The sequence below is a fragment of the Enterobacter cloacae complex sp. IR5418 genome, assembly GCF_049238105.1.
Lineage (GTDB): Bacteria > Pseudomonadota > Gammaproteobacteria > Enterobacterales > Enterobacteriaceae > Enterobacter > Enterobacter hormaechei.
In genome coordinates, this window is the sequence record NZ_JBMKHS010000024.1 from 26495 (window position 1) to 50600 (window position 24106).

Consider the following 24106-nt stretch of genomic DNA (forward strand, 5'->3'; position numbering starts at 1 on the left):
TTGCGCCCACACATTTTTTATTCCTCCACGTTATAGCCAATCTTTTTTTATTCTTTAATCATCGATACGCTTTCTGGCACGCTGCATTCATCAAAACACTGCATAAGAGAGCCGGGCGATGAACAAATGGGGCGTGGGGTTAACATTATTGCTGGCATCGACCAGCGTGCTGGCAAAGGACATTCAGCTACTGAACGTGTCGTACGACCCGACGCGTGAACTGTACGACCAGTACAACAAAGCTTTCGCGGCGCACTGGAAACAGGAAACCGGCGACAATGTGGTGGTTCGCCAGTCTCATGGCGGCTCCGGTAAGCAGGCGACATCGGTAATCAACGGCATTGAAGCCGATGTGGTTACCCTGGCGCTGGCCTATGACGTAGACGCGATTGCCGAACGTGGCCGTATCGATAAAAACTGGATCAAACGCCTGCCGGACAACTCCGCGCCCTACACCTCGACCATCGTCTTCCTGGTGCGTAAAGGCAACCCGAAACAGATAAAAGACTGGAACGACCTGATTAAGCCGGGCGTGTCTGTCATCACGCCGAATCCGAAAAGCTCCGGCGGCGCACGCTGGAACTACCTGGCAGCCTGGGGCTACGCGCTGCACCACAATAACGGCGATCAGGCCAAAGCCCAGGAATTCGTCAAGGCGCTGTTTAAAAACGTTGAAGTGCTCGATTCCGGCGCGCGCGGCGCAACCAACACCTTCGTTGAGCGTGGCATCGGCGACGTGCTGATCGCCTGGGAAAACGAAGCCCTGCTGGCGACCCACGAGCTGGGTAAAGACAAGTTCGAGATCGTGACCCCGAGCGAATCGATCCTCGCTGAGCCGACCGTCTCCGTGGTCGATAAGGTCGTTGATAAGAAAGGGACCAAAGCGGTGGCGGAAGCCTACCTGAAGTACCTTTACTCACCGGAAGGACAGGAAATTGCGGCGAAAAACTACTATCGCCCGCGCGATGAGGCCGTCGCGAAGAAATACGAAAACGCCTTCCCGAAACTGAAGCTGTTCACTATCGATGAGGTTTTTGGCGGCTGGACCAAAGCGCAGAAAGAGCACTTCTCTAACGGCGGCACCTTCGACCAGATCAGTAAGCGCTAACCGTTTCACAAAGAACGACACGGTAACCCGGTGTGAGAAATCCGCCGGTTTTTTTATTTGGTCATCATTTTGCGTTACTCTTTTGCCTCTATTGAAAACAGGGAACGCGTTGTGAAAAAAATTATCGTACTGATCCTGATTGTTCTCGCCCTTGCCGCAGGCGGCGTGTACTGGATGAAAGCGGGTAATCCGAATGCGTTGCGTCATATCGTTCTCGACCAGTGTGTGCCCAACCAGCTGCATAACCGTAACCCGGCGCCGTGTGCGCAGGTGAAGCCGGATGCGGGCTACGTGGTGTTTAAAGACCGCAACGGGCCGCTGCAATACCTCCTGATGCCCACGTACCGGATTAACGGCACCGAAAGCCCGCTGTTGACGGAGCCTCAGACACCGAACTTCTTCTGGCTGGCATGGCAGTCACGTCATTTTATGAGCATGAAACGGGGGGCCGACGTGCCTGACAGCGCCATTTCGCTGACCATTAACTCCCCGACCGGGCGCACGCAAAACCATTTTCATATCCACATCTCCTGCCTGCGCCCGGACGTGCGCGAGAAGCTGAACGCGGCGCAGGGGCAAATCAGCACCCAGTGGCTACCGCTTCCGGACGGGCTGGAAGGGCATGAATACCTTGCCCGTCGGGTGACGGAGAACGAACTGGTGCAGCGCAGCCCGTTTATGATGCTGGCGGAAGAGCTGCCGGAAGCGCGCGACCATATGGGACGCTTCGCGCTGGCGATGGCCCAGCAGTCGGATGGCTCGTTTGTATTGCTGGCGACAGAGCGTAACCTGCTGACCTTTAACCGCGCGTCGGCTGAGGAATTGCAGGATCATCAATGCGATATCCTGAAGTGACCCCACCATAAATAGCGTTTACTCGCCCTGCCTGTCGCCGTAGACTTGCTGAAAAATTCTACAGGAGACAGGTATGTCGCTCTGGTTAACGCATCCTCTGCTGCTTCCCTCGCTGATCGTTGGCGTCACCATTGTGCTGTGGGCGACATCGCTGTTGCCGGAATTTATCACTGCGCTGCTGTTTTTCACGGCAGCGATGACCGCCAGAATCGCCCCGCCGGAGGTGATTTTCGGCGGTTTTGCCTCGTCGGCTTTCTGGCTGGTGTTCAGCGGCTTTGTGCTCGGCGTGGCGATCCGTAAAACCGGGCTGGCGGACAGGGCCGCCCGGGCGCTGTCGGCAAAGCTTACCGACTCCTGGGTGATGATGGTGGCGAGCGTAGTATTGCTCAGCTACGCGCTGGCGTTTGTGATGCCATCAAATATGGGACGCATTGCGCTGCTGATGCCCATTGTCGCGGCGATGGCAAAACGCGCCGGTATTGCCGACGGCTCCCGCGCCTGGTTCGGCCTTGCGCTGGCCGTCGGGTTTGGCACCTTCCAGCTTTCGGCGACTATCCTGCCAGCAAACGTCCCTAACCTGGTGATGAGCGGTGCGGCGGAAGGCTCGTACGGCATTCATCTGAACTATGTCCCGTATCTGCTGCTGCACACGCCGGGGCTGGGTATTCTCAAAGGCCTGATTTTGATTGGCCTGATCTGCTGGCTGTTCCCCGGCAGCCCAAAACCACCGAAGGATCTGACGCCCTCTGAACCCATGGGGCGGGATGAAAAGCGTCTTGCCTGGCTGCTGGCGGTGGTGTTGATGATGTGGGTGACGGAGAGCTGGCACGGCGTGGGGCCAGCGTGGACGGGGCTGGCGGCCTCGGTCATCGTCATGCTCCCGCGCATCGGTTTTATCACCGGTGAGGAGTTCTCGGCGGGAGTGAACATGCGCACCTGTATTTACGTCGCGGGTATTCTCGGGCTGGCGATCGTGGTGACGCAAACCGGTATCGGTGCGGCCGTAGGCGAGGCGTTGCTGCGTATCATGCCGCTGGATGCAGACCGACCGTTTACCAGCTTCCTGGCGCTGACCGGGATCACCACGGCGCTTAACTTCATTATGACCGCCAACGGCGTTCCGGCACTGTACACCACGCTGGCGCAGAGCTTCGCGGACGCGACCGGTTTCCCGCTGCTGTCGGTGATCATGATTCAGGTGCTGGGCTATTCCACGCCGCTGCTGCCGTATCAGGCGTCGCCGATTGTGGTAGCGATGGGGCTAGGGAAGGTGCCTGCGAAGGCGGGGATGCTGCTCTGTCTGGCGCTGGCGATAGCGACATATTTAGTGCTACTGCCGCTGGATTATCTGTGGTTTAGCGTGTTAGGTAAGTTGTAGGGGTTTTGTAGGGCGGGTTAGCGAAGCGCCACCCGCCACAAAGGCAATTACGCCTGCTTAGCCGCTTCTGCCGCTTTAACGATCACCGCGAAAGCGTCCGCTTTCAGTGATGCACCGCCAACCAGCGCGCCATCGATGTCTGGCTGGGTGAACAGTTCAGCTGCGTTTGATGCGTTAACGGAACCGCCGTACTGGATGATGACCTGCTCAGCCACTTTCGCGTCTGCTTTCGCAATGTGGTCACGAATGAACTTGTGCACCGCCTGTGCCTGCGCAGGGGTTGCAGATTTGCCGGTACCGATCGCCCAGACTGGCTCGTAAGCGATAACCGCACCTTCGAACGCTGCCGCGCCCTGGGTTTTCAGCACAGCGTCGATCTGACGTGCGCACACTTCTTCAGTTTTGCCCGCTTCGTTTTCCGCTTCGGTTTCACCGATGCACAGAACCGGGATCAGACCCTGCTCTTTCAGCACGGCGAATTTCTTCGCGATGAACTCGTCAGATTCTTTGTGGTAGGTGCGACGCTCAGAGTGGCCGATGATGATGTATTTCGCGCCGATATCTTTCAGCATTTCAGCGGAAGTTTCACCGGTGAATGCGCCGGACAGGTTAACGTCAACGTTCTGCGCGCCCAGTACGATGTGGCTGCCGTCAGCGGCACGTTTAGCCAGATCCAGGTACATATCCGGCGGAGCGATAGCAACCGCGCAGCCGGTCACGCCAGCCAGCTCTTTACGCAGGTTAGCAACCAGTTCGTTTACCATGTGGCGGCTGCCGTTCAGTTTCCAGTTACCCATCACTAAAGGATGTCGCATTTCAATTCTCCACGCTCAATAAGCGAATTAAGGAATATGGCCACCCTTAAGGGCAGCATGGTCTGTGAATCAGTATAGAGATTTTCCCTCGAAAGGCTTTGCTTTTTGTCATTAATTCGCCCCCTCGAGTGCGTCTGATAGAGCCAGCTTAATCGGTTCAACTGCGAAGGTCAGCCCCTTTTCGCCGTTATCTGCGACGACATAGCGAACGGCGCCTTCCGTATCGGCGTAATAGCGTTTGTTTTTCCCGGCGGTAAGCAGTTTTTGCAGTTTCTGCTGGCTTTGCGCTTTTGTGAAGGTGGGGGTAAAGGCGCGCAGAATTGCGCTCATATACTCCAGCGCTTTCGCTTTCGCCGCTTTCTGCTCTGGCCCCTGAATCGGCAACCAGGTGATCTGCATGCTTTTGATTTTTAACGTTCCGCGCTCAAGGGCGGTAGAGGCATACAGATTTTCGTTAATTTTGCTGGCCGCGCGGGTCAGGGTCGGCGTATCGCGGGCGCTGTCAATCGCACGGAACTCGCCCAGTGGAAGCGAGGGGTTTTCTTTGTTGAAAGCTTCGCGGAACTGGCTGATAGATTGATCGAAAGAGGGGGCACCCGCCAGAAGATAGGGGGCGGTAACCGGGGAAGCCGTTTCCGCGGCGTACAGGGGAAAACTGGCGCTCAGCATCGCTAAACACAAATAAAGAGAGTGTGCCGAACTTTTCATCAACTTTGCCCCTGGCCGTCATTGCCCATGATTAAAACGATATCTGGTCGGCTTGTCAAAAGGTCACAACTCCAGGGTAAAATGCGGGCTAAACAATAATAAGGAACCTTACATGACCATACAGCAGTGGCTGTTTTCATTCAAAGGGCGTATTGGACGCCGCGACTTCTGGATCTGGATTGCAACGTGGGTTGTCGCCATGCTGCTTCTGTTTTTTGTTGCTTACAACGCATGGCTGAGCACACAAACCGCGGCATTTGCGCTGGTCTGTTTACTGTGGCCAACCGCCGCCGTGGTGGTGAAACGTCTGCACGATCGTGGCCGCTCCGGCGCATGGGCTTTCCTGATTATTCTGGCGTGGATGCTGGTGGCGGGGAACTGGTCAATGCTGCCCTCAATCCTCCCGTGGGTGGTGGGCAGGCTGCTGCCGACGGTGATCTTTGTGATGATGGTTGTCGAACTGGGCGCGTTTATCGGCACCCAGAGCGAGAACAAATACGGAAAAGATACCCTTGAGGTAAAGTACCGGTGATCACCAGTAGTGTTCGGCGGTCATATGGCCCGGCCGACGGCGAAGGTGCTTCGTCATCTGCCGGGTATCCTTCAGCAACTGCTGCGTATCGCGTACCATCTGCGGGTTACCGCACAGCATCACATGGCTGGTTTCGGTGTTCATCGGTAAACCTACCGCCTCTTCCAGCGCGCCGCTTTCAATCAATGCCGGAACGCGTCCGGTTAACGAGCCAGCTGCGTTTTCGCGGCTGACTACCGTCTGAATTTTTAACTTCCCGCTATACCGCTGTTCCAGCGCCTGCATCTGCGGCAAATAGCTCAGGTCTGCGGCGTAGCGCGCGGCATGAACCAGTACGATATTTTTAAAGCGCTCCAGGTCTTTGCCGTATTGCAGAATAGAGAGATACGGGCCGATGGCCGTACCGGTCGCCAGCATCCAGAGCGTTTCGCAGTCCGGGATTTCATCCAGCACGAAGAACCCCGCCGCGTCGGAGACAATCTGCACGTCATCGCCCGGTTTCAGCGCGGCAAGGCGCGGGCTGAGCTTACCGTCCGGGACGGTGACCAGATAGAACTCGAGGTCCGGGTTATCAGGCGCATTAACGTAAGAGTAGGCGCGCTGTACGCGTTCACCGTCGATATCCAGCCCGAGCTTGGCAAACTGCCCGGCAGTAAACGGATGAACGGGAGCATGCAGCGTGAGGCTAAATAGCGCATCGGTCCAGAACTGTACCTTTGTGACTTTACCTGTTACCCAGTCCGCCATGATCTTCTCCTGTGCTGTTTCTCTCTTCTATCTTCCGTACTTGTGGGAAACATTTCCAGCCCATTCGGGCCGGAAAGCTCAATCGATCAAACGGTTTTACAGAATGTGCGTCTGTACGTCCGGATCTTTACGATCGAGATAGTGAATGGACTTAATGCGGCGAATGGTGCGGGATTTACCGCGGATCAGCAGGGTTTCAGTGGTAGCCATGTTGCCTTTGCGGGTGATGCCGTCCAGCAGATCGCCTTTGGTGATGCCGGTTGCGGAGAAGACCACGTTATCGCTGCGGGCCATCTCGTTCAGCGCGAGCACTTTATTGGCCTCGATACCCATCGCCGCGCAGCGCGCCAGTTCGTCTGCACCAATGCGAAGGTTCTCGTCGCTGTCGCCTTTGACCTCATGGCGTGGCAGCAGACGCGCCTGCATATCGCCGTCCAGCGCGCGGATCACTGCCGCAGAGACCACCCCTTCCGGCGCACCGCCGATGCCGTAAAGCACGTCGACTTCGCTGTCCGGCATGCAGGTCAGAATAGACGCGGCAACGTCACCATCAGGGATAGCAAACACGCGTACGCCGAGTGCTTGCAGGTACGCGATGGTGGCGTCGTGGCGCGGTTTTGCCAGAATGGTGACGGTGAGTTCGCTGAGCGCTTTGCCCAGCGCAGCCGCGATATTGCGCAGATTGGCGTCCAGCGGCAGGCTAAGGTCGATAGCGCCTTTTGCGCCAGGGCCGACAATCAGTTTTTCCATGTACATATCGGGCGCGTTGAGGAAGCAGCCCTTATCGCCCACTGCCAGCACCGCCAGCGCGTTGGCCTGGCCCATCGCCGTCATGCGCGTGCCTTCAATCGGGTCGACCGCGATATCTACCGCATCGCCTTTGCCCGTCCCGACTTTTTCACCGATATAGAGCATCGGCGCTTCGTCGATTTCGCCTTCGCCAATGACGATAGTGCCATCGATATTGACCTGATTAAGCACAATGCGCATGGCGTGGACGGCTGCGCCGTCGGCGGTATTTTTGTCGCCACGGCCCAGCCACTTATAGCCTGCGAGGGCGGCAGCTTCGGTGACGCGGGAAAATTCGATAGCAAGTTCACGTTTCATGAGGGACTCGTACAATCAAAAGGAATTGCACGAAGTTTATCACAGAGTGGGGAGGGTGCGGTCTGTACTCCCCTCACCCTAACCCTCTCCCCAAAGGGGCGAGGGGACTAAAAACACCCTCTCCCCTTTGGGGAGAGGGCCGGGGTGAGGGGGAGGCGTTTTGTCTTACTCGTCGTGCTCTTCCCACGCCAGGGCACGTTTCACCGCTTTCTTCCAGCCGCTGTAGCGGTAGTTGCGCTCGGTGGTTTCGATGCCAGGACGGAATTCGCGTTCGATTACCGCTTTTTCCTGAAGCTCGTCGAGGTTTTGCCAGAAGCCAACCGCCAGCCCTGCCAGATACGCTGCGCCCAGCGCCGTCACTTCTCGCACCTCAGGACGCTCAACGCGGGTGCCCAGAATGTCGGACTGGAACTGCATCAGGAAGTTGTTGGCTACCGCGCCGCCGTCCACGCGCAGGGCGTGCAGACGAATACCGGAGTCAGCCTGCATCGCTTCCAGCACGTCGCGCGTCTGGTAGGCGATGGATTCCAGCGTCGCGCGAATGATGTGGTTTGAGTTTACACCGCGCGTCAGGCCGAAAATCGCGCCGCGGGCATACGGGTCCCAGTACGGTGCGCCCAGACCGGTGAACGCTGGCACCACGTACACGCCGTTGGTGTCTTTCACTTTGGTCGCGAAGTACTCGGAGTCAAACGCGTCGCTGATCAGCTTCATCTCGTCGCGCAGCCACTGAATGGAGGCACCCGCCATGAATACCGCGCCTTCCAGGGCATAGTTCACTTCGCCACGCGGGCCGCAGGCGATGGTGGTCAGCAGACCGTTTTCTGATTTCACCGCTTTCTCGCCGGTGTTCATCAGCATAAAGCAGCCGGTACCGTAGGTGTTTTTCGCCATCCCTTCTTTAACGCACAGTTGGCCGAACAGGGCCGCCTGCTGGTCACCGGCGATACCGGCGATAGGAATACGCGTGCCGCCTTTACCGCCAATGTTGGTCTGGCCGTACACTTCTGAAGACTTACGGACTTCTGGCAGCATCGCGCGCGGAATGTCCAGCGCGTCCAGCATCTTGTCATCCCACTCCAGGGTGTTGATGTTGAACAGCATGGTCCGCGAGGCGTTGGTGTAGTCGGTGACGTGGACGCGTCCCTGAGTCATCTTCCAGATAAGCCAGGTATCGACGGTGCCGAACAGCAGCTCACCGCGTCGTGCGCGCTCGCGTGAACCTTCCACGTGGTCGAGGATCCACTTCACTTTGGTGCCGGAGAAATAGGGGTCAACCACCAGGCCGGTGGCGCTTCGCACGTACTCTTCCATCCCTTCGCGCTTCAGCTGTTCGCAGATCTCTGACGTACGGCGGCACTGCCAGACAATGGCGTTGTAGATGGGCTTACCGGTTTCGCGCTCCCAGACCACGGTGGTTTCACGCTGGTTGGTGATACCGATAGCGGCAATCTGGTCAGAACTGATGTCGGCTTTCGCCAGCACTTCTACCAGCGTGGAGCTTTGTGATGCCCAGATCTCCATCGGGTCGTGTTCAACCCAGCCTGGACGCGGATAAATTTGCTCAAATTCGCGTTGAGACACGCTGACAATGTTCGCGTCATGATCCATTACGACAGCGCGGGAGCTGGTGGTGCCCTGGTCGAGCGCAACGATATATTTTTTTTCGGTCATGGTATGTGTCCCGTAGTCAGATTACAGCGAAGCTTTTTGTTGTGTGGTGGAAGTCGTCTCTTTTTCCTCTTCCACACAGGTGTCGCACGGTAAGTGGCGACCAATTAATTTGCGATAGCCGAATGCGCCCAGCGCCGCCCCTACGATTGGCCCGAACAGCGGAACCAGGAAGTAAGGAATGTCTTTGCCACCCGTGAAGGCGACATCGCCCCATCCCGCAAAGAAGGCGAAGGTTTTTGGACCCAGGTCACGCGCCGGATTTATCGCAAAGCCGGTCAGCGGGCCCATGGATGCGCCGATCACCGCAATCAGAAGGCCAATCAAAAGTGGTGCCAGCGGGCCGCGCGGAATGCCGTTTCCGTCGTCGCCCAGCGCCATAATGACGCCCATCAGAATAGCGGTAATCACCATTTCAACCGCGAACGCCTGCACAAAATTGATATGTGGATTCGGATACGTTGAGAAAATGCCTGCCAGATCCAGACTTTCAACACTGCCACGCACCATATGATGCGTCTGTTCGAAGTCGATGAAAAGATTGTAATAAAGCCCGTAAACTAACGCCGCTGCGCAAAAGGCGCCGGCAAATTGCGAAATGATGAAAGGAACCACTTTGCGTCCGTCAAAGCACGCGAACAGCCACAACGCGATGGTCACCGCCGGGTTAAGATGTGCGCCGGAAACCCCTGCGGTCAGGTAGATGGCCATCGCCACGCCCAGACCCCAGATAATACTGATTTCCCACTGACCAAAACTGGCACCCGCCACTTTCAGTGCAGCGACACAGCCTACTCCGAAGAATATCAACAACCCGGTACCCAGGAACTCGGCAATGCACTGGCCTTTTAAGGTTGATGTCTGACTCATAATCGGAATCCTGCAAAAGAGTAATGTTTATTGTTTGCGTGACCGCCCGTGACAGTCACAATGTCCTGTAGACATAGTGTTAATTTATCGTTAACGAGCACAAACGAGAAATATCGAACTCAAAATGTGTGGTCTGCGTCAATAAAATGAGCGTTTTCGCGCCATAAAGCGCGTTTTTGCATCAGGTAATGATTATGAGCCGAATCATTTCTTTAACTTATGGGTTAACAACTTAGGGGTATATGCGGCGAACGCACCAGGACGAGGCCGAAAAGTGTTGCAAACCGCGATCTGCGTGGCATGCCGCTGGACAGGGGCGACGGCGCTCCATACAATCGGAACATATGTTGTGCGCGTTTACGTTAAAGCGTCGCCTTGCAATTCAGGAGAGGTAGGATCATGTCTTTAGAAGTGTTTGAGAAACTGGAATCGAAAGTACAGCAGGCGATTGACACCATCACGCTGCTGCAAATGGAAATTGAAGAGCTGAAAGAGAAGAACAACTCCCTGTCTCAGGAAGTTCAGAACGCTCAGCATGGCCGTGAAGAGCTGGAGCGCGAAAACAACCAGCTGCGCGAACAGCAGAATGGCTGGCAGGAACGCTTGCAGGCGCTGCTGGGACGTATGGAAGAGGTTTAATTCCGACTGGAATTGCACTGAACAGGCCGGGTAAGGCGAAGCCGCCACCCGGCTTTTTTATGGATCTTACTGACCGATTAACTACTCGATGTCCAGCGCATCCTCGGAAAGGATAATCCCGGTATTGTCGGCATAAAGATGGTCACCCGAGAAGAAGGTCACGCCGCCGAAGTTAACGCGCACGTCGCTTTCGCCGATGCCTTCACCCGCCGCGCCAACCGGAATGGCGGCAATGGCCTGAATGCCGATATCCAGGTCTTCAAGATCGTCCACCTGGCGCACGGAGCCGTAGACCACAATTCCTTCCCACTCGTTTTGTACGGCAAGACGGGCGAGGTCCGCATCGATCAGTGCACGGCGCACTGAACCGCCACCGTCCACCAGCAGGACGCGGCCACGGCCGTTCTCTTCGAGCAGATCGTACAGCAACCCGTTGTCCTCGAAACATTTCACCGTGATGATTTGCCCGCCAAACGACGACCGTCCGCCAAAGTTGGAGAACAGGGGTTCAACGACGTTGACATCTTCCTGGTAGATGTCACATAGCTCGGAGGTATCGTATTTCATAGGTTTAACGCTCTGTTGCTGCGAATGTGTTCAGTATATCGTGCGAAACGCGTTGTTGGCAAAATCATCAATTGTTAATTGATATTTGTCAGCTAACTCAGCGTCTGACTTAAGACAATCCCGATGACGAACAGCAGGTTAGTCAGCAACGCGCCTTTTACCGTACGTTCCAGCATCGGCGGCATGGCGGACGGGCTGCGTTCACGCATGACATAGCGGGCCTGCTTAATCAGCAGCGGTGCGGCGAGCACGAACAGCCAGCCCCACAGGCTGTGCAGCGAAATCAGATTGAACAGCGCCAGGCACACCAGCGCGCCGATGAGCAGGCAGGCGTGGTAGCGGCGTGCATTCACCGGCCCCAGACGCACGGCCAGCGTGTTCTTACCGTTTTCACGGTCGCTGTCGATGTCGCGCAGGTTATTGATATTCAGCACCGCCGTCGCCAGCAGACCACAGGCGGTTGCGGGCAGGAACAGGGCAGGGATCACCGTATGCGCCTGTAAGTACCAGCTTCCCATCACGCTCAGCCAGCCGAAGAACACCAGCACGGAGATGTCGCCCAGGCCAATATACCCGTAAGGGCGCGTCCCGACGGTATAGGTAATGGCGGCAATAATAGCGAGCAAGCCCAGCACCAGGAAGCCAATGAAATCGCTGGTGGTTTTCGAGGCGACCGTCACCAGAGCCAGCCCGGACAGGCAAATCAGCACCACGGTGATAATCAGCGCCCGTTTCATCTGTGCCTGGGTAATCACCCCTTTTTGCATCCCGCGCAGCGGCCCGATACGGTCAGGCTTATCGCTGCCTTTTACCGCATCGCCGTAATCATTGGCGAGATTAGAGAGGATTTGCAGCAGCCCGGCGGTGACAAGCGCCAGACCGGCGACCAGCGGATCGAAATGACCCTGCCACCAGGCAAGCGTGGTACCGACGATAATGGCGGCAAATGCCAGAGGAAGCGTTTTAGGGCGCAGACTTTCGAGCCAGGCCTGCGTACGGCTGATATCAGTCATAGTTATTTAGCCAATAAAAATGGGGGCCATAGCCCCCATCAACAGTGATGAAAATGCATTGAACGCGATTATAGAATAAAACGGCTCAGATCTTCATCTGCCACTAACGCATCCAGGTGTTTGCCCACATAGTCTGCGTCAATGGTAATGCTTTGCCCGTTAAGGTCACTCGCATCATAAGAGATGTCTTCCATCAGGCGCTCCAGCACGGTGTGCAGACGACGCGCACCGATGTTCTCGGTACTCTCGTTGACCTGCCACGCAGCCTGGGCAATGCGCTTGATACCGTCATCGGTAAACTCAATGTTCACGCCTTCGGTTGCCATCAGCGCTTTGTACTGTACGGTCACAGAAGCGTTTGGCTCGGTCAGGATACGTTCGAAATCTTCGGTAGTCAGCGCCTGCAACTCAACGCGGATTGGCAGACGACCCTGGAGTTCCGGGATCAGGTCAGACGGGCTGGCAATCTGGAACGCACCGGAGGCGATAAACAGAATGTGGTCCGTTTTCACCATGCCGTGCTTGGTGGAGACGGTGCAGCCTTCCACCAGCGGCAGCAGGTCGCGCTGAACGCCTTCGCGGGAGACATCCGGGCCGGACGCGTTGCCGCGCTTACAGATCTTGTCGATTTCGTCGATAAACACGATACCGTGCTGCTCAACCGCGTCGATAGCGTCCTGCTTCAGCTCTTCCGGGTTAACCAGCTTCGCGGCTTCTTCTTCAATCAGCAGCTTCATTGCGTCTTTGATTTTCAGCTTACGCGCTTTCTGCTTCTGGCCGCCCAGGTTCTGGAACATGGATTGCAACTGGCTGGTCATCTCTTCCATGCCCGGAGGCGCCATAATTTCCACGCCCATTGGCGCGGCAGCGAGATCGATCTCAATCTCTTTGTCGTCCAGTTCGCCTTCGCGCAGTTTTTTGCGGAATGCCTGACGCGCAGCGGAAGGTTCAGACTGCTGTTCAGCCTGTCCCCAGTTGTTTTTTGCCGGTGGGATCAGCACGTCGAGAATACGCTCTTCGGCCATCTCTTCGGCGCGATAGCGGTTTTTCTCAATCGCCTGGACGCGCACCATCTTAATCGCAGAATCGGTCAGATCGCGGATGATGGAGTCCACTTCTTTACCCACATAGCCCACTTCGGTGAACTTGGTGGCTTCAACTTTGATGAACGGCGCGTTAGCCAGTTTAGCCAGACGACGGGCGATTTCGGTTTTACCCACACCGGTCGGGCCGATCATCAGAATATTTTTCGGCGTCACTTCATGGCGCAGCTCTTCGTCGAGCTGCATGCGACGCCAGCGGTTACGCAGGGCGATAGCCACGGAGCGCTTGGCGTTGTCCTGGCCGATAATGTGTTTGTTCAGTTCGCTGACAATTTCGCGTGGGGTCATTTCAGACATGGGCGATCCTTACGCTTTGGAGGTCAATTCTTCGATGGTGTGATTGTGGTTGGTATAGATGCAGATATCACCTGCAATATCCAACGCTTTCACCGCGATATCGCGCGCGTTCATGTCGGTATTTTCCAACAGCGCACGGGCTGCGGCCTGGGCATATGGGCCGCCAGAGCCGATGGCAATCAGGTCGTTTTCAGGCTGAACCACGTCACCGTTACCGGTGATGATCAGCGAGGCGTTTTCGTCGGCCACGGCCAGCAGCGCTTCGAGCTTGCGCAGCATGCGGTCGGTACGCCAGTCTTTTGCCAGCTCAACGGCAGCTTTCACCAGATGACCCTGATGCATTTCCAGTTTGCGTTCAAACAGTTCAAACAGCGTGAAGGCATCCGCCGTGCCGCCTGCGAAACCGGCGATCACTTTATCGTTATAAAGACGACGTACTTTCTTCACGTTGCCTTTCATAACGGTATTACCCAGCGTGGCCTGGCCATCACCGGCAATTACCACCTGGCCGTTACGGCGTACACTTACTATTGTTGTCACGAGCAGACCCCCTGGTTACAGATTCGGGAAACAGAAGCCCTGAGCCTGTGCTCAGGGCTGAATTAAATGATAGATGGGGGGGATTTTGGGGGTTTCAACCCCCGGAGGCGAGTCGAATGCAGTTTGTGTGGCCAGCCACTTTCAAACGGGAAATGGTGCCGTCTGCGTTTTCTTTGCCTTTGACCGGTCCAATCACCACGCGATTCCAGCCGTTGTTGGTGGTAATGCGTGAGTCAAATCCTTCAAATGCCAGCTGAGCACGCACCGTTTCGGCCTGCTCGGCGCCTTTAAACGAACCGCACTGAACCATCCAGCGGCGTTCATCTTTTTTCTCAGCCGTCTGCTTCGGTGCCTCGGTCTCTTTGGTGACCGGTGCAGCCTGCTGCGTTTTGGGCTGTTGCGCAGTGGTATGCGCAGGCGTCTGCAACAGATCCTGATAGGGCTGTGCCGTTTGCTTCTGCGGCTGCGCTTTCGGCGGCTGCTGGACAGGCTGAGTTTGTACGGTACGCGTCTGCTGCTGCGGTTGCGTACGCGGCTGTTGTACCGGCTGCGTCTGCGTCCACTGCTGCTGTTGCGTTTGCTGCTGAGCCTGACGCTGGCGCTGCAACGTTTGCTGACGCTGCGCCGGGGTTTGTTCGTTCCACGGCACTTCGTTCAGCTGCGTAGGCTGCTGGCGCATGTCCGCCTGCATCTGAGCGAGCAATTGACGCTGTTCGTCCGTTAGCTGATCGGCATTCTTCACTTCACCCCCGGCAGAAGGCTCGGTAGGCGCACGTACGCCAGGCTGACGGCTTTCCAGCTCTTTAATGTAGCGCCAACGCTCTTCAGGCTTCGGCGGCAGGCCGTTGCCGACGACCTTGTTACCCTGAAGGGCTTCAGACTCTTCTTTTTTATGATGCGTAATGAAGTAGAGGCCGCCAATAAAGGCCACCAGCACGGCCGCAGCAATGGCGACCATGGCTGGAGAGACAGCAGACAGGCTACGTTGCTTGCTTTTTGAACTACTCTTTTTGCGTCGCGAAGGTGCCGGCTGGCCGCGACGTACATAATCTCGTTGTGCCACTATCGTTTCGCTGTATTTATTCGTTCGTCAGCCCGCCATGTTACTTAAGCGACGGGGCTTTGACCAGATAAGGGTGTCGAAAGGTATTTACTTTAAGTTAATGCCTGGGTAGAGCCGCGCACAATCAGCTCACAATCCAGTAGCCGTGACCCACTGCTAACTGTCTGACCATGCAGCTGATCCAGCAAAAGCAGCATTGCTTCACGGCCAATGTCATACCGCGGTTGTGCAACGGTCGAAAGCGGCGGATCGCAAAATTCCGAAAGCGAAATATTATCAAAACCGATAATCGACAGGTCCTGCGGCACGCGCAGGCCGTGACGTTTGGCGTAGGATAATGCGCCCAGCGCCATCACGTCGCTGTGGCAGAAGACCGCGGTAGGCGGTTCTGGCAAGGACAGCAATTTTTCCAGCGCCTGCCCGCCCGCTTCAAAGGTGAAATCACCGCGCGCAATGTAGTGTGGATCGACGATAGCCCCGGTACGGCGCAGCGCCTGAACGTAGCCCTGCAAGCGGTAATGACACAGCGGCATCTCTTCTGGTCCGGCAATACAACCGATACGCTTATGCCCCAGTTCCTGAAGATAGTTTACGGCGTTGAACGCGGCGGTGAGGTTATCGATATGAACGGTCGGCAGCTCCAGCTCCGGCGCAAATTCGTTCGCCATGACCATTGGCGGTAAATTGCGCTGTTCTTCAATGCTGGCATCAAACGGCAGGCGTGAGCCAAGCAGCAGCATGCCATCAATCTGCTTGGTGATGATCAGGTCGATGAACGTTTTTTCCTGCTGGTTCTGGTGGGCACAATCACCAATCAGCACCAGATAGCCCTGGGCGGCGGCCGTGACCTCAATGCCGCGGATGATTTCGCTGAAGAAGGGATCGCAGATGTCCGGCACGATCACCAGGATGGTGCGGGATTCGTTGCGTTTAACGTTGCGCCCCATGGCTTGCGGGAAATAACCGACCTCAAGCGCCGCCTTTTCAACCCGGTTTCGGGTCGCCTGGGAGACTTTGTCAGGGTTCATCAATGCGCGGGACACGGTTGCTGTTGAGACTTGTGCTTTCTCGGCAACGTCTTTCATGGTCGCCGAGGCAACCTCTTTCCTGGACTTCACGTCTTCTCCTCGCCTGAACACCGAACTGCGGACAGCTCCATTTTTACAGATAGTTAATGGAATCGGTTACAGAATTTTCATAAAAAGTGTGAGGCGCATTAAATTTTTCGATCCGCCTTCAGCCTTCGATCGGATCAACGTCCAGAACCCACTTCACTTTTCGTGCTTCCGGCAGGGTATTAATCAGCGCCAGCGTACCGCTGACGATCTGCTGTAAGCGGATACGCGAAGGGTGCTGAAGTAACAGTTGCCAGCGAAAACGGCCACCGCGTTTCGGAGCGAGCGCGGGTACTGGTCCTAAAATCCATAGCTGATTATCCACAAGCGGGCTGGCTTGCAGGAGGTTTCTCAACTGTTGCAGGAACAGCGGTGCCTGCTGGTTGTTATGATCTTCCGCACGGATGATAACGTGGCTGGTCCACGGGGGAAGCTGCATCGTCTGACGTTCGGCCAGCGCCTGCTCTGCGAAGGCGTCATAGCCTTTGTGCAACAGGGTTTGCAGCAGCGGATGTTCAGGGTGGTGCGTTTGCAGTACCACCTCGCCCTGTTTACCCGCCCGACCGGCGCGACCGGCAACCTGGGTATACAGCTGGGCGAAGCGTTCGGCGGAGCGGAAATCCGCGGAGAACAGCGCGCCGTCGACATCCAGCAGGGCGACCAGCGTCACGTCCGGGAAGTGGTGCCCTTTCGCCAGCATCTGAGTGCCAATCAGGATACGCGCGCCGCCGCGATGCACTTCCGCCAGCTGCTGTTCCAGCGCCCCTTTACGGCTGGTGGTATCCCTGTCGATACGGGAGATGGGCACGTCCGGGAAGAAGGGCGCGAGCGCCTGTTCAAGCTGTTCCGTGCCCAGGCCGACCGGCACAATATGCGTTGAGCCGCAGGACGGGCACTGACGGGGGACCGGGCGCTGGCTGTCGCAGTGGTGGCAGCGCAAATGGCGTTGAGCCTGGTGGAAGGTGTAGTAGTGATCGCAGCGCGGGCACTCCGCGATCCAGCCGCAGTCGTGGCACAGCAGGGCGGGGGCGAAGCCGCGGCGGTTCAGGAACAGGATCACCTGGTTGCCCGCCTGCAAATGCTGGCGCATGCGGTTAATCAGCGCGGGCGCTAACCCGGCCTGCACCTGCTGGCCTTTCAGATCCAGCACATGCTGAATGGCCGGACGGGCATTCCCCGCGCGGCGCGTCAGGCGCAGCATATGGTATTTACGCTGGCGAACGTTGTGCAGCGTTTCAAGCGCGGGCGTGGCGGAGCCGAGAATAATGGGGATTTGCTCGCTGTGGGCGCGGTACACGGCTAAGTCACGGGCGTGGTAGCGCCAGCCTTCCTGCTGTTTATAGGAGCTGTCATGTTCTTCATCAATTACGATAACGCCGAGATTTTTAAACGGCGTAAACAGCGAGGAACGGGTGCCGATCACAATCGCCGCTTCGCCGTTTTTCGCTTTCAGCCAGGCGCTGAGCCGCTCGCTGTCGTTCAGACCGGAGTGCAGCACCTCAACGGGCGCATTAAAGCGTTCACGAAAACGAGCGATGGTTTGCGGCGTCAGGCCGATTTCCGGCACCATCACCAGCGCCTGTTTGCCCTGCGCGAGCACGTTTTCCAGCACGCTCAGATACACTTCAGTTTTACCGGAACCGGTGACGCCCGCCAGGAGCCAGGCGGAAAAACGATCGGCGGCGCTGTGAATCGCGCCGACGGCGGTGGCCTGCTCGGTGTTCAGACGCAGGCGATCGCCGGAGACGGAGAAGCCGTCGCGCCAGTCGTGGAGGGCAGGTGCTTCGCTGGCCAGCTCGCTTAGCCCTTTCTTCCTTAATGCCTGCAACGCGGCTTCGCTCACCTCAAGCTCGTCGACCTGATGGCGCCAGATTTTTCCCTGGCGCAGCGCGGCCAGCGCCTGCTGCTGTTTCTGCGAGCGTTTCAGGCTGTTAATGTCCACAGCCTGTCCCTGCTCGGTGGCGAACCAGTACCACATCGGCGCATGGCTGGCGCTCTTGCCCTGGCGCAGCATAATGGGCAGGGCGTGGAACAGGACGTCGCCAATGGGGTGATGATAATAATCCGCCGCCCAGAGCAGCAGTCGCCAGGTGCTGGTGGAGTAAACCGGCTCGCTGTCCAGCACCTCAATGACCGATTTCAGCTCGTTAAGTGGCAGTTCGCTTTGTTCGCTCACGGAAACCACAATCCCTACGCGCTGCTGTTTGCCAAACGGCACGGTCACGCGACAGCCCGCTTTGGCGTTCATGCTGTCGGGCAGCAGGTAGTCAAAGGTGCGGGGAAGCGGAACGGGCAGGGCAACGTGAGCGACGGGCATCGAATCTTCCTGACTTGAAAAGTGGCGCGTTAGTATACACATTAGTGAAAGCGGCGTGCGGATCAGTTTGCATACGTTGGTCAAATTCTGTATGATTCGCCGCCTTTGGTGTATTTTACGCCAAAGAACTTACATTCAACATCGCGTGGTGTCTGGCGTTAGGGCTGGAAGAGCGACGCGGCCTTAACTGAGGTTCTCCCATGAAAAAAGATATTCACCCGAAATACGAAATGATTACTGCAAACTGCTCTTGCGGTAACTCTATCCAGATCCGCTCCACCGTGGGTCACGATCTGAACCTGGACGTGTGCGGCAAATGCCACCCGTTCTACACTGGTAAGCAGCGTGATGTTGCAACCGGTGGCCGTGTTGACCGCTTCAACAAGCGTTTCAGCATCCCGGGCGCTAAATAAGCATCCAGAAGAAACCGCCTCCGGGCGGTTTTTTTGTGCCTGTAATATCTCTCCTGAATTAATTCTATATTTATATTCCTTCTCCAAATATATATTTTACTTTTTCCGAAAAATAATCTTCGTGTCTTAATATATTCCTATTTATACGGATAGTGAGCTTTATCTCGGTATTCTTGGCCTGTTTGCCATTTTATTGCCGGAGGTGGCAATAAATAAAAGGTTTCCCTCTGGGGGTAAAATTACACTGCGCTCGACATATATTCATATTTGCCATTTCAACAGCGATGGCTTTCAGGGTGTATTTACGTTGAGGGAAAAAGGATGAGACTGAAGCAACTTTTATTCGTGCTTCCATTACTATCGTGCGCGGCGCAGGCGGGATATGTTGATTACCGACACGAGTATTACGATGATGGACGTAACTATGACCGTGTGTACATGTCACACCGTTTTGGTACGGGCTTTGGCGTGGCGGTAGAGGCTGTCTCGCGCTCCGATGAAAAGCAGTCTAATGATGCGCTCAATAATATGGAGAGCAACAGCAACGAATATACTGCCAGCTACCAGTTTACCTGGCAGGGATTTATCTGGCAGCCGGGTGTCGCGGTTGAAATGGGCGACGATATGGCTATCTATAAACCGTATTTACGCGTGCAGTATAATATCAATGACAGCTGGTGGACGGCGTTTCGTTATCGTACGGAATATACCCGTCGTAATGCAGACGGTAAAGATGACCGAACGGTATATCGCCCGGAAATGTGGCTGGGATATAATATCGATAACTGGATGTTCGAACTGAACGGAATTTATAAGTTCGCCGACAACGAAGATCTGTATAACAACAAAAAAGAGGATTACGAATATAACTTCCGCGTGGCATATAACATTGATTCGTGGGTGCCGTTTGTGGAAGTGGGTAACGTCTCATCCGGCTACAACACTGATACCACTGACGACCGACAGACGCGTCTGCGTGTCGGCTTAGGCTACAACTTCTGATAAACCCTCCCGCTGAGCACCCTCAGCGGGATCGCACCGCTGTTAGTATTCCCACGTCTCCGGGTCGATGCCCAGCTCACGCATGATTACCTTCGCCTCTTCCGGGATTTCGTCACTGCGCTCTTTGCGCAGATCGTCATCGTTCGGCAACGGTTGGCCGGTAAACGCATGCAGGAACGCTTCGCACAGCAGTTCACTGTTGGTTGCGTGACGCAGGTTGTTCACCTGACGACGCGTACGTTCATCGGTGAGGATCTTCAACACCTTCAGAGGAATGGACACCGTGATTTTCTTGACTTGCTCACTCTTCTTACCGTGCTCAGCGTATGGGCTGATATATTCGCCGCTCCATTCAGCCATGAGATACCTTTAATCCTCTCAGTCATTAATCTAAAGGTGCAAAACCGATAACCGACGGTTTTGAACCGTAATCTTGCGTAGTTTACCGTAGAGACGATACCGAGGCACGGATATTGCCGCTGTAGCGTGTCCTAAAGCATATAATTTTAACGGCTATTTGCGCATTGCTCAATCTATACGCAAAGAAGTTTAGATGTCCAGATGTATTGACGTCCATACTTTCAATGTTTACTCTGGTGGCTGACTTTTCACCTCATTCGCCAGGAAGCCTCACCATGACGCGTAAACAGGCCACCATCGCAGTGCGTAGCGGATTGAATGATGACGAGCAGTACGGCTGCGTTGTCCCGCCGATTCATCTTTCCAGTACCTATAATTTCACCGGATTTAATGAACCCCGCGCGCATGACTACTCGCGTCGTGGCAACCCTACGCGTGACGTCACCCAGCACGCGCTGGCGGAACTGGAAGGCGGCGCTGGAGCAGTATTAACCAACACGGGCATGTCTGCCATCCACCTGGTGACCACGGTGTTCCTGAAACCTGGCGATCTGCTGGTGGCGCCGCACGACTGTTACGGCGGCAGCTATCGCCTGTTTGACAGCCTGGCGAAGCGCGGCTGCTACCGCGTGCTGTTTGTCGACCAAAACGACGAGCAGGCGCTGAAACAGGCGCTGGCCGAGCAGCCGAAGCTGGTTCTGGTGGAAAGTCCAAGCAATCCATTGTTGCGCGTAGTCGACATTGCGAAAATTTGTCAGCTCGCAAGGGATGCGGGAGCGATAAGTGTAGTGGATAATACGTTCCTCAGTCCGGCCCTTCAGAACCCACTGGCACTGGGTGCCGATCTGGTGTTGCATTCATGCACTAAATATCTGAACGGCCATTCTGACGTGGTCGCGGGCGTGGTGATTGCAAAAGATCCCGACGTTGTCACGGAACTGGCATGGTGGGCCAATAACATTGGCGTCACCGCGGGCGCGTTCGACAGCTATCTGCTGTTGCGCGGCATCCGCACGCTGTCGCCGCGGATGGAGGTGGCTCAGCGCAATGCCCAGGCGATTGTGGACTTCCTGAAAACCCAGCCGCTGGTGAAGAAGCTTTATCACCCGTCGCTGCCGGAAAACCAGGGACACGAGATTGCTGCGCGCCAGCAGAAAGGATTTGGCGCGATGTTAAGTTTTGAACTGGACGGTGACGAGCAAACGCTGCGTCGCTTCCTGAGCGGGTTGTCATTGTTTACGCTGGCGGAATCCTTAGGGGGAGTTGAAAGCTTGATCTCCCACGCCGCGACCATGACGCACGCAGGTATGGCACCGGAAGCACGTGCCGCCGCCGGGATTTCCGAGACGCTGTTGCGTATCTCGACCGGTATTGAAGATTCTGAAGATTTAATTGCCGATCTGGAAAATGGCTTCCGGGTCGCAGCCAAGGGGTAATCATGAGTGTGATAGCGCAGGCAGGGGCGAAGGGTCGTCAGCTGCACAAGTTTGGTGGTAGTAGTCTTGCTGATGTGAAATGTTACCTGCGTGTCGCAGGGATCATGACCGAGTATTCACAGCCGGGGGACATGATGGTTGTCTCCGCGGCGGGCAGCACCACCAACCAGTTGATTAGCTGGCTGAAACTGAGCCAGACCGATCGCCTCTCTGCGCATCAGGTGCAACAGTCCTTACGTCGTTACCAGAGCGAACTGATTGCCGGTTTGCTGCCTGCGGACGTGGCGGACGGGCTGATTAGCGCCTTTACGCATGACCTTGAGCGTCTGGCGGCCCTGCTGGACAGCGGCATTACCGATGCGGTGTATGCGGAAGTGGTTGGCCACGGTGAAGTGTGGTCCGCACGTCTGATGGCCGCGGTGCTGCAACATCTTGGCGTAGAAGCCGCCTGGCTCGACGCGCGTGATTTTCTGCGTGCCGAACGCGCCGCGCAGCCGCAGGTGGACGAAGGGTTGTCTTACCCGCTGCTGCAACAGCTGCTGGTGCAACATCCCGGTAAACGTATTGTCGTCACCGGCTTTATCAGCCGCAGCAACGCGGGTGAAACCGTCCTGCTGGGCCGTAACGGTTCGGACTACTCGGCAACGCAAATTGGTGCGCTGGCGGGCGTGTCCCGCGTCACCATCTGGAGCGACGTGGCCGGTGTCTACAGCGCGGACCCGCGCAAAGTGAAAGATGCCTGTCTGCTGCCGCTGCTGCGTCTCGACGAAGCGAGCGAACTGGCGCGTCTGGCGGCCCCGGTGCTGCACGCGCGCACGCTACAGCCGGTTTCCGGCAGCGACATCGACCTGCAACTACGCTGTAGCTACACGCCGGATCAGGGTTCTACCCGCATTGAACGCGTGCTGGCATCCGGCACGGGCGCGCGCATTGTTACCAGCCACGACGACATTTGCCTGATTGAGTTCCAGGTGCCTGCGGGCCAGGATTTCAAACTGGCGCACAAAGATATCGACACCATCCTGAAACGTGCCCAGGTGCGTCCGCTGGCCGTTGGCGTACATAACGATCGCCAGCTGTTGCAGTTCTGCTATACCGCCGAAGTGGTGGACAGCGCCCTGAAAATTCTGGATGAAGCGGGCCTGCCGGGCGAGCTTCGCCTGCGTCAGGGGCTGGCGCTGGTGGCGATGGTGGGCGCGGGCGTCACCCGCAATCCGCTGCACTGCCACCGCTTCTGGCAGCAGCTGAAGGGCCAGCCGGTGGAGTTCACCTGGCAGTCGGAAGAGGGCATCAGCCTGGTTGCCGTGCTGCGCAAGGGGCCAACCGAAAGCCTGATTCAGGGTCTGCACACCTCGCTGTTCCGCGCGGAAAAACGCATCGGTCTGGTACTGTTCGGGAAAGGGAATATCGGTTCCCGCTGGCTGGAACTGTTCGCTCGCGAGCAGGTGACGCTTTCGGCGCGTACCGGGTTTGAATTCATTCTCGCAGGTGTGGTGGACAGCCGCCGCAGCCTGCTGAACTACGAAGGGCTGGACGCCAGCCGCGCGCTGGCCTTCTTCAACGATGAAGCGGTTGAGCAGGACGAAGAGTCGCTGTTCCTGTGGATGCGCGCGCACCCGTATGACGATCTGGTGGTGCTGGACGTGACCGCCAGCGAACAGCTGGCCGATCAGTATCTGGATTTCGCCAGCCACGGTTTCCACGTCATCAGCGCCAACAAACTGGCGGGAGCGAGCAGCACTGACAAATATCGCCAGATCCATGACGCATTCGAAAAAACGGGCCGTCACTGGCTGTATAACGCCACCGTTGGCGCAGGTCTGCCGGTTAACCATACCGTGCGCGACCTGATTGAAAGCGGCGACAGCATTCTGGCGCTGAGCGGCATCTTCTCCGGCACGCTCTCCTGGCTGTTTTTGCAGTTTGATGGCACCGTTCCGTTCACCGACCTGGTGGATCAGGCGTGGCAGCAGGGCTTAACCGAGCCGGATCCGCGCGTGGACCTTGCCGGTAAAGATGTGATGCGTAAGCTGGTGATCCTGGCGCGTGAAGCGGGCTACGACATTGAGCCGGGTCAGGTACGCGTTGAGTCTCTGGTGCCAGCGGGCTGTGAGGAAGGGTCTGTCGATCACTTCTTCGAGAACGGTGACGAGCTGAACGAGCAGATGGTGCAACGTCTGGAAGCGGCTAACGAGATGGGGCTGGTGCTGCGTTACGTGGCACGCTTTGAGGCGAACGGTAAAGCGCGCGTGGGCGTAGAGGCGGTGCGGCCTGAGCATCCGCTGGCGGCATTGCTGCCGTGCGATAACGTCTTCGCCATCGAGAGCCGCTGGTATCGCGATAACCCGCTGGTGATCCGTGGCCCTGGTGCCGGACGCGATGTGACCGCTGGCGCCATTCAGTCCGACATTAATCGTCTGGCTAAGCTGCTGTAATCTCTCCCCCTCACC

Annotated in this window: 23 protein-coding genes; 9 read left to right on the plus strand and 14 right to left on the minus strand. The window is 56.6% G+C overall.

Annotation, left to right across the window (positions count from 1 at the left end):
- The first annotated feature begins 118 nt into the window (after positions 1–118).
- The 3 genes from ACOTX7_RS17245 (at position 119) to ACOTX7_RS17255 (ending at position 3341) form a co-directional block, all read left to right on the plus strand.
- On the plus strand, positions 119–1108 hold the full coding sequence (locus ACOTX7_RS17245; RefSeq protein WP_221256664.1) for a sulfate ABC transporter substrate-binding protein: 990 nt from the start codon (positions 119–121) through the stop codon (positions 1106–1108).
- 111 nt (positions 1109–1219) lie between these two features.
- A complete protein-coding gene (locus ACOTX7_RS17250; protein WP_221256663.1) occupies positions 1220–1963 on the plus strand; it encodes a CDP-diacylglycerol diphosphatase in 744 nt (247 codons plus the stop codon).
- 73 nt (positions 1964–2036) lie between these two features.
- A complete protein-coding gene (locus ACOTX7_RS17255) occupies positions 2037–3341 on the plus strand; it encodes an SLC13 family permease (protein WP_221813607.1) in 1305 nt (434 codons plus the stop codon).
- 47 nt (positions 3342–3388) lie between these two features.
- On the opposite strand, the gene tpiA is transcribed toward ACOTX7_RS17255, so the two are convergent.
- Together tpiA and ACOTX7_RS17265 are read right to left on the minus strand one after the other, a co-directional pair.
- Complete coding sequence (gene tpiA / locus ACOTX7_RS17260; RefSeq protein WP_006808674.1) at positions 3389–4156, minus strand: triose-phosphate isomerase; 768 nt, start codon at positions 4154–4156, stop codon at positions 3389–3391.
- 111 nt (positions 4157–4267) lie between these two features.
- Positions 4268–4864, minus strand: a complete 597-nt coding sequence (locus ACOTX7_RS17265; RefSeq protein ID WP_032673465.1) for a DUF1454 family protein — start codon at positions 4862–4864, stop codon at positions 4268–4270.
- 112 nt (positions 4865–4976) lie between these two features.
- Between ACOTX7_RS17265 and ACOTX7_RS17270 the strand changes: the two genes are divergently transcribed.
- Complete coding sequence (locus ACOTX7_RS17270) at positions 4977–5396, plus strand: DUF805 domain-containing protein (protein WP_006808672.1); 420 nt, start codon at positions 4977–4979, stop codon at positions 5394–5396.
- On the opposite strand, the gene fpr is transcribed toward ACOTX7_RS17270, so the two are convergent.
- The 4 genes from fpr to ACOTX7_RS17290 all read right to left on the minus strand — a co-directional run bounded on the left by fpr (position 5397) and on the right by ACOTX7_RS17290 (position 9791).
- Positions 5397–6143, minus strand: coding sequence for a ferredoxin--NADP(+) reductase (gene fpr, locus ACOTX7_RS17275; RefSeq protein ID WP_221256661.1), 747 nt, complete (start codon positions 6141–6143; stop codon positions 5397–5399).
- 96 nt (positions 6144–6239) lie between these two features.
- The gene (glpX, locus tag ACOTX7_RS17280) at positions 6240–7250 is read right to left on the minus strand and encodes a class II fructose-bisphosphatase (RefSeq protein WP_015569942.1); all 1011 of its coding nucleotides are present in this window, start codon (positions 7248–7250) and stop codon (positions 6240–6242) included.
- Between the two features lie 165 nt (positions 7251–7415).
- Positions 7416–8924: a glycerol kinase GlpK gene (gene glpK / locus ACOTX7_RS17285; RefSeq protein WP_006808669.1), complete on the minus strand. Its 1509-nt coding sequence runs from the start codon at positions 8922–8924 to the stop codon at positions 7416–7418.
- 21 nt (positions 8925–8945) lie between these two features.
- Complete coding sequence (locus ACOTX7_RS17290) at positions 8946–9791, minus strand: MIP/aquaporin family protein (RefSeq protein ID WP_221256660.1); 846 nt, start codon at positions 9789–9791, stop codon at positions 8946–8948.
- Between the two features lie 399 nt (positions 9792–10190).
- Between ACOTX7_RS17290 and zapB the strand changes: the two genes are divergently transcribed.
- Complete coding sequence (gene zapB / locus ACOTX7_RS17295; protein WP_006808668.1) at positions 10191–10430, plus strand: septal ring assembly protein ZapB; 240 nt, start codon at positions 10191–10193, stop codon at positions 10428–10430.
- Positions 10431–10511: 81 nt separating this feature from the next.
- Here the strand turns inward: zapB and rraA are convergent, their stop codons facing one another.
- The 7 genes from rraA to priA form a co-directional block, all read right to left on the minus strand.
- Complete coding sequence (gene rraA, locus ACOTX7_RS17300) at positions 10512–10997, minus strand: ribonuclease E activity regulator RraA (RefSeq protein WP_003862032.1); 486 nt, start codon at positions 10995–10997, stop codon at positions 10512–10514.
- Positions 10998–11089: 92 nt separating this feature from the next.
- Entirely contained in the window at positions 11090–12010 is a 921-nt protein-coding gene (gene menA, locus ACOTX7_RS17305; RefSeq protein WP_221256659.1) for a 1,4-dihydroxy-2-naphthoate polyprenyltransferase, read from the minus strand.
- 68 nt (positions 12011–12078) lie between these two features.
- On the minus strand, positions 12079–13410 hold the full coding sequence (gene hslU / locus ACOTX7_RS17310; protein WP_006808666.1) for an HslU--HslV peptidase ATPase subunit: 1332 nt from the start codon (positions 13408–13410) through the stop codon (positions 12079–12081).
- 9 nt (positions 13411–13419) lie between these two features.
- Entirely contained in the window at positions 13420–13950 is a 531-nt protein-coding gene (gene hslV / locus ACOTX7_RS17315) for an ATP-dependent protease subunit HslV (protein WP_022649795.1), read from the minus strand.
- Between the two features lie 94 nt (positions 13951–14044).
- Entirely contained in the window at positions 14045–15013 is a 969-nt protein-coding gene (gene ftsN / locus ACOTX7_RS17320) for a cell division protein FtsN (protein ID WP_213828390.1), read from the minus strand.
- Positions 15014–15105: 92 nt separating this feature from the next.
- Complete coding sequence (gene cytR, locus ACOTX7_RS17325) at positions 15106–16131, minus strand: DNA-binding transcriptional regulator CytR (RefSeq protein WP_110292363.1); 1026 nt, start codon at positions 16129–16131, stop codon at positions 15106–15108.
- 118 nt (positions 16132–16249) lie between these two features.
- Entirely contained in the window at positions 16250–18445 is a 2196-nt protein-coding gene (priA, locus tag ACOTX7_RS17330; RefSeq protein ID WP_221256658.1) for a primosomal protein N', read from the minus strand.
- A gap of 200 nt (positions 18446–18645) precedes the next feature.
- Between priA and rpmE the strand changes: the two genes are divergently transcribed.
- Together rpmE and ACOTX7_RS17340 are read left to right on the plus strand one after the other, a co-directional pair.
- Positions 18646–18858: a 50S ribosomal protein L31 gene (rpmE, locus tag ACOTX7_RS17335; protein WP_003862040.1), complete on the plus strand. Its 213-nt coding sequence runs from the start codon at positions 18646–18648 to the stop codon at positions 18856–18858.
- A 321-nt stretch (positions 18859–19179) separates the two neighbouring features.
- Positions 19180–19860 carry an oligogalacturonate-specific porin KdgM family protein gene (locus ACOTX7_RS17340; protein ID WP_221813606.1) on the plus strand — a complete coding sequence of 227 codons (681 nt, stop codon included), beginning with the start codon at positions 19180–19182 and terminating at the stop codon, positions 19858–19860.
- Positions 19861–19902: 42 nt separating this feature from the next.
- On the opposite strand, the gene metJ is transcribed toward ACOTX7_RS17340, so the two are convergent.
- Positions 19903–20220, minus strand: coding sequence for a met regulon transcriptional regulator MetJ (gene metJ, locus ACOTX7_RS17345; RefSeq protein ID WP_003862042.1), 318 nt, complete (start codon positions 20218–20220; stop codon positions 19903–19905).
- 275 nt (positions 20221–20495) lie between these two features.
- Here metJ and metB point away from each other — a divergent pair, with 275 nt between their 5' ends.
- Both metB and ACOTX7_RS17355 read left to right on the plus strand, forming a co-directional pair.
- On the plus strand, positions 20496–21656 hold the full coding sequence (gene metB / locus ACOTX7_RS17350) for a cystathionine gamma-synthase (protein WP_221256657.1): 1161 nt from the start codon (positions 20496–20498) through the stop codon (positions 21654–21656).
- Positions 21657–21658: 2 nt separating this feature from the next.
- Positions 21659–24091 carry a bifunctional aspartate kinase/homoserine dehydrogenase II gene (locus ACOTX7_RS17355; RefSeq protein ID WP_003862044.1) on the plus strand — a complete coding sequence of 811 codons (2433 nt, stop codon included), beginning with the start codon at positions 21659–21661 and terminating at the stop codon, positions 24089–24091.
- The last annotated feature ends 15 nt before the right edge of the window (positions 24092–24106 follow it).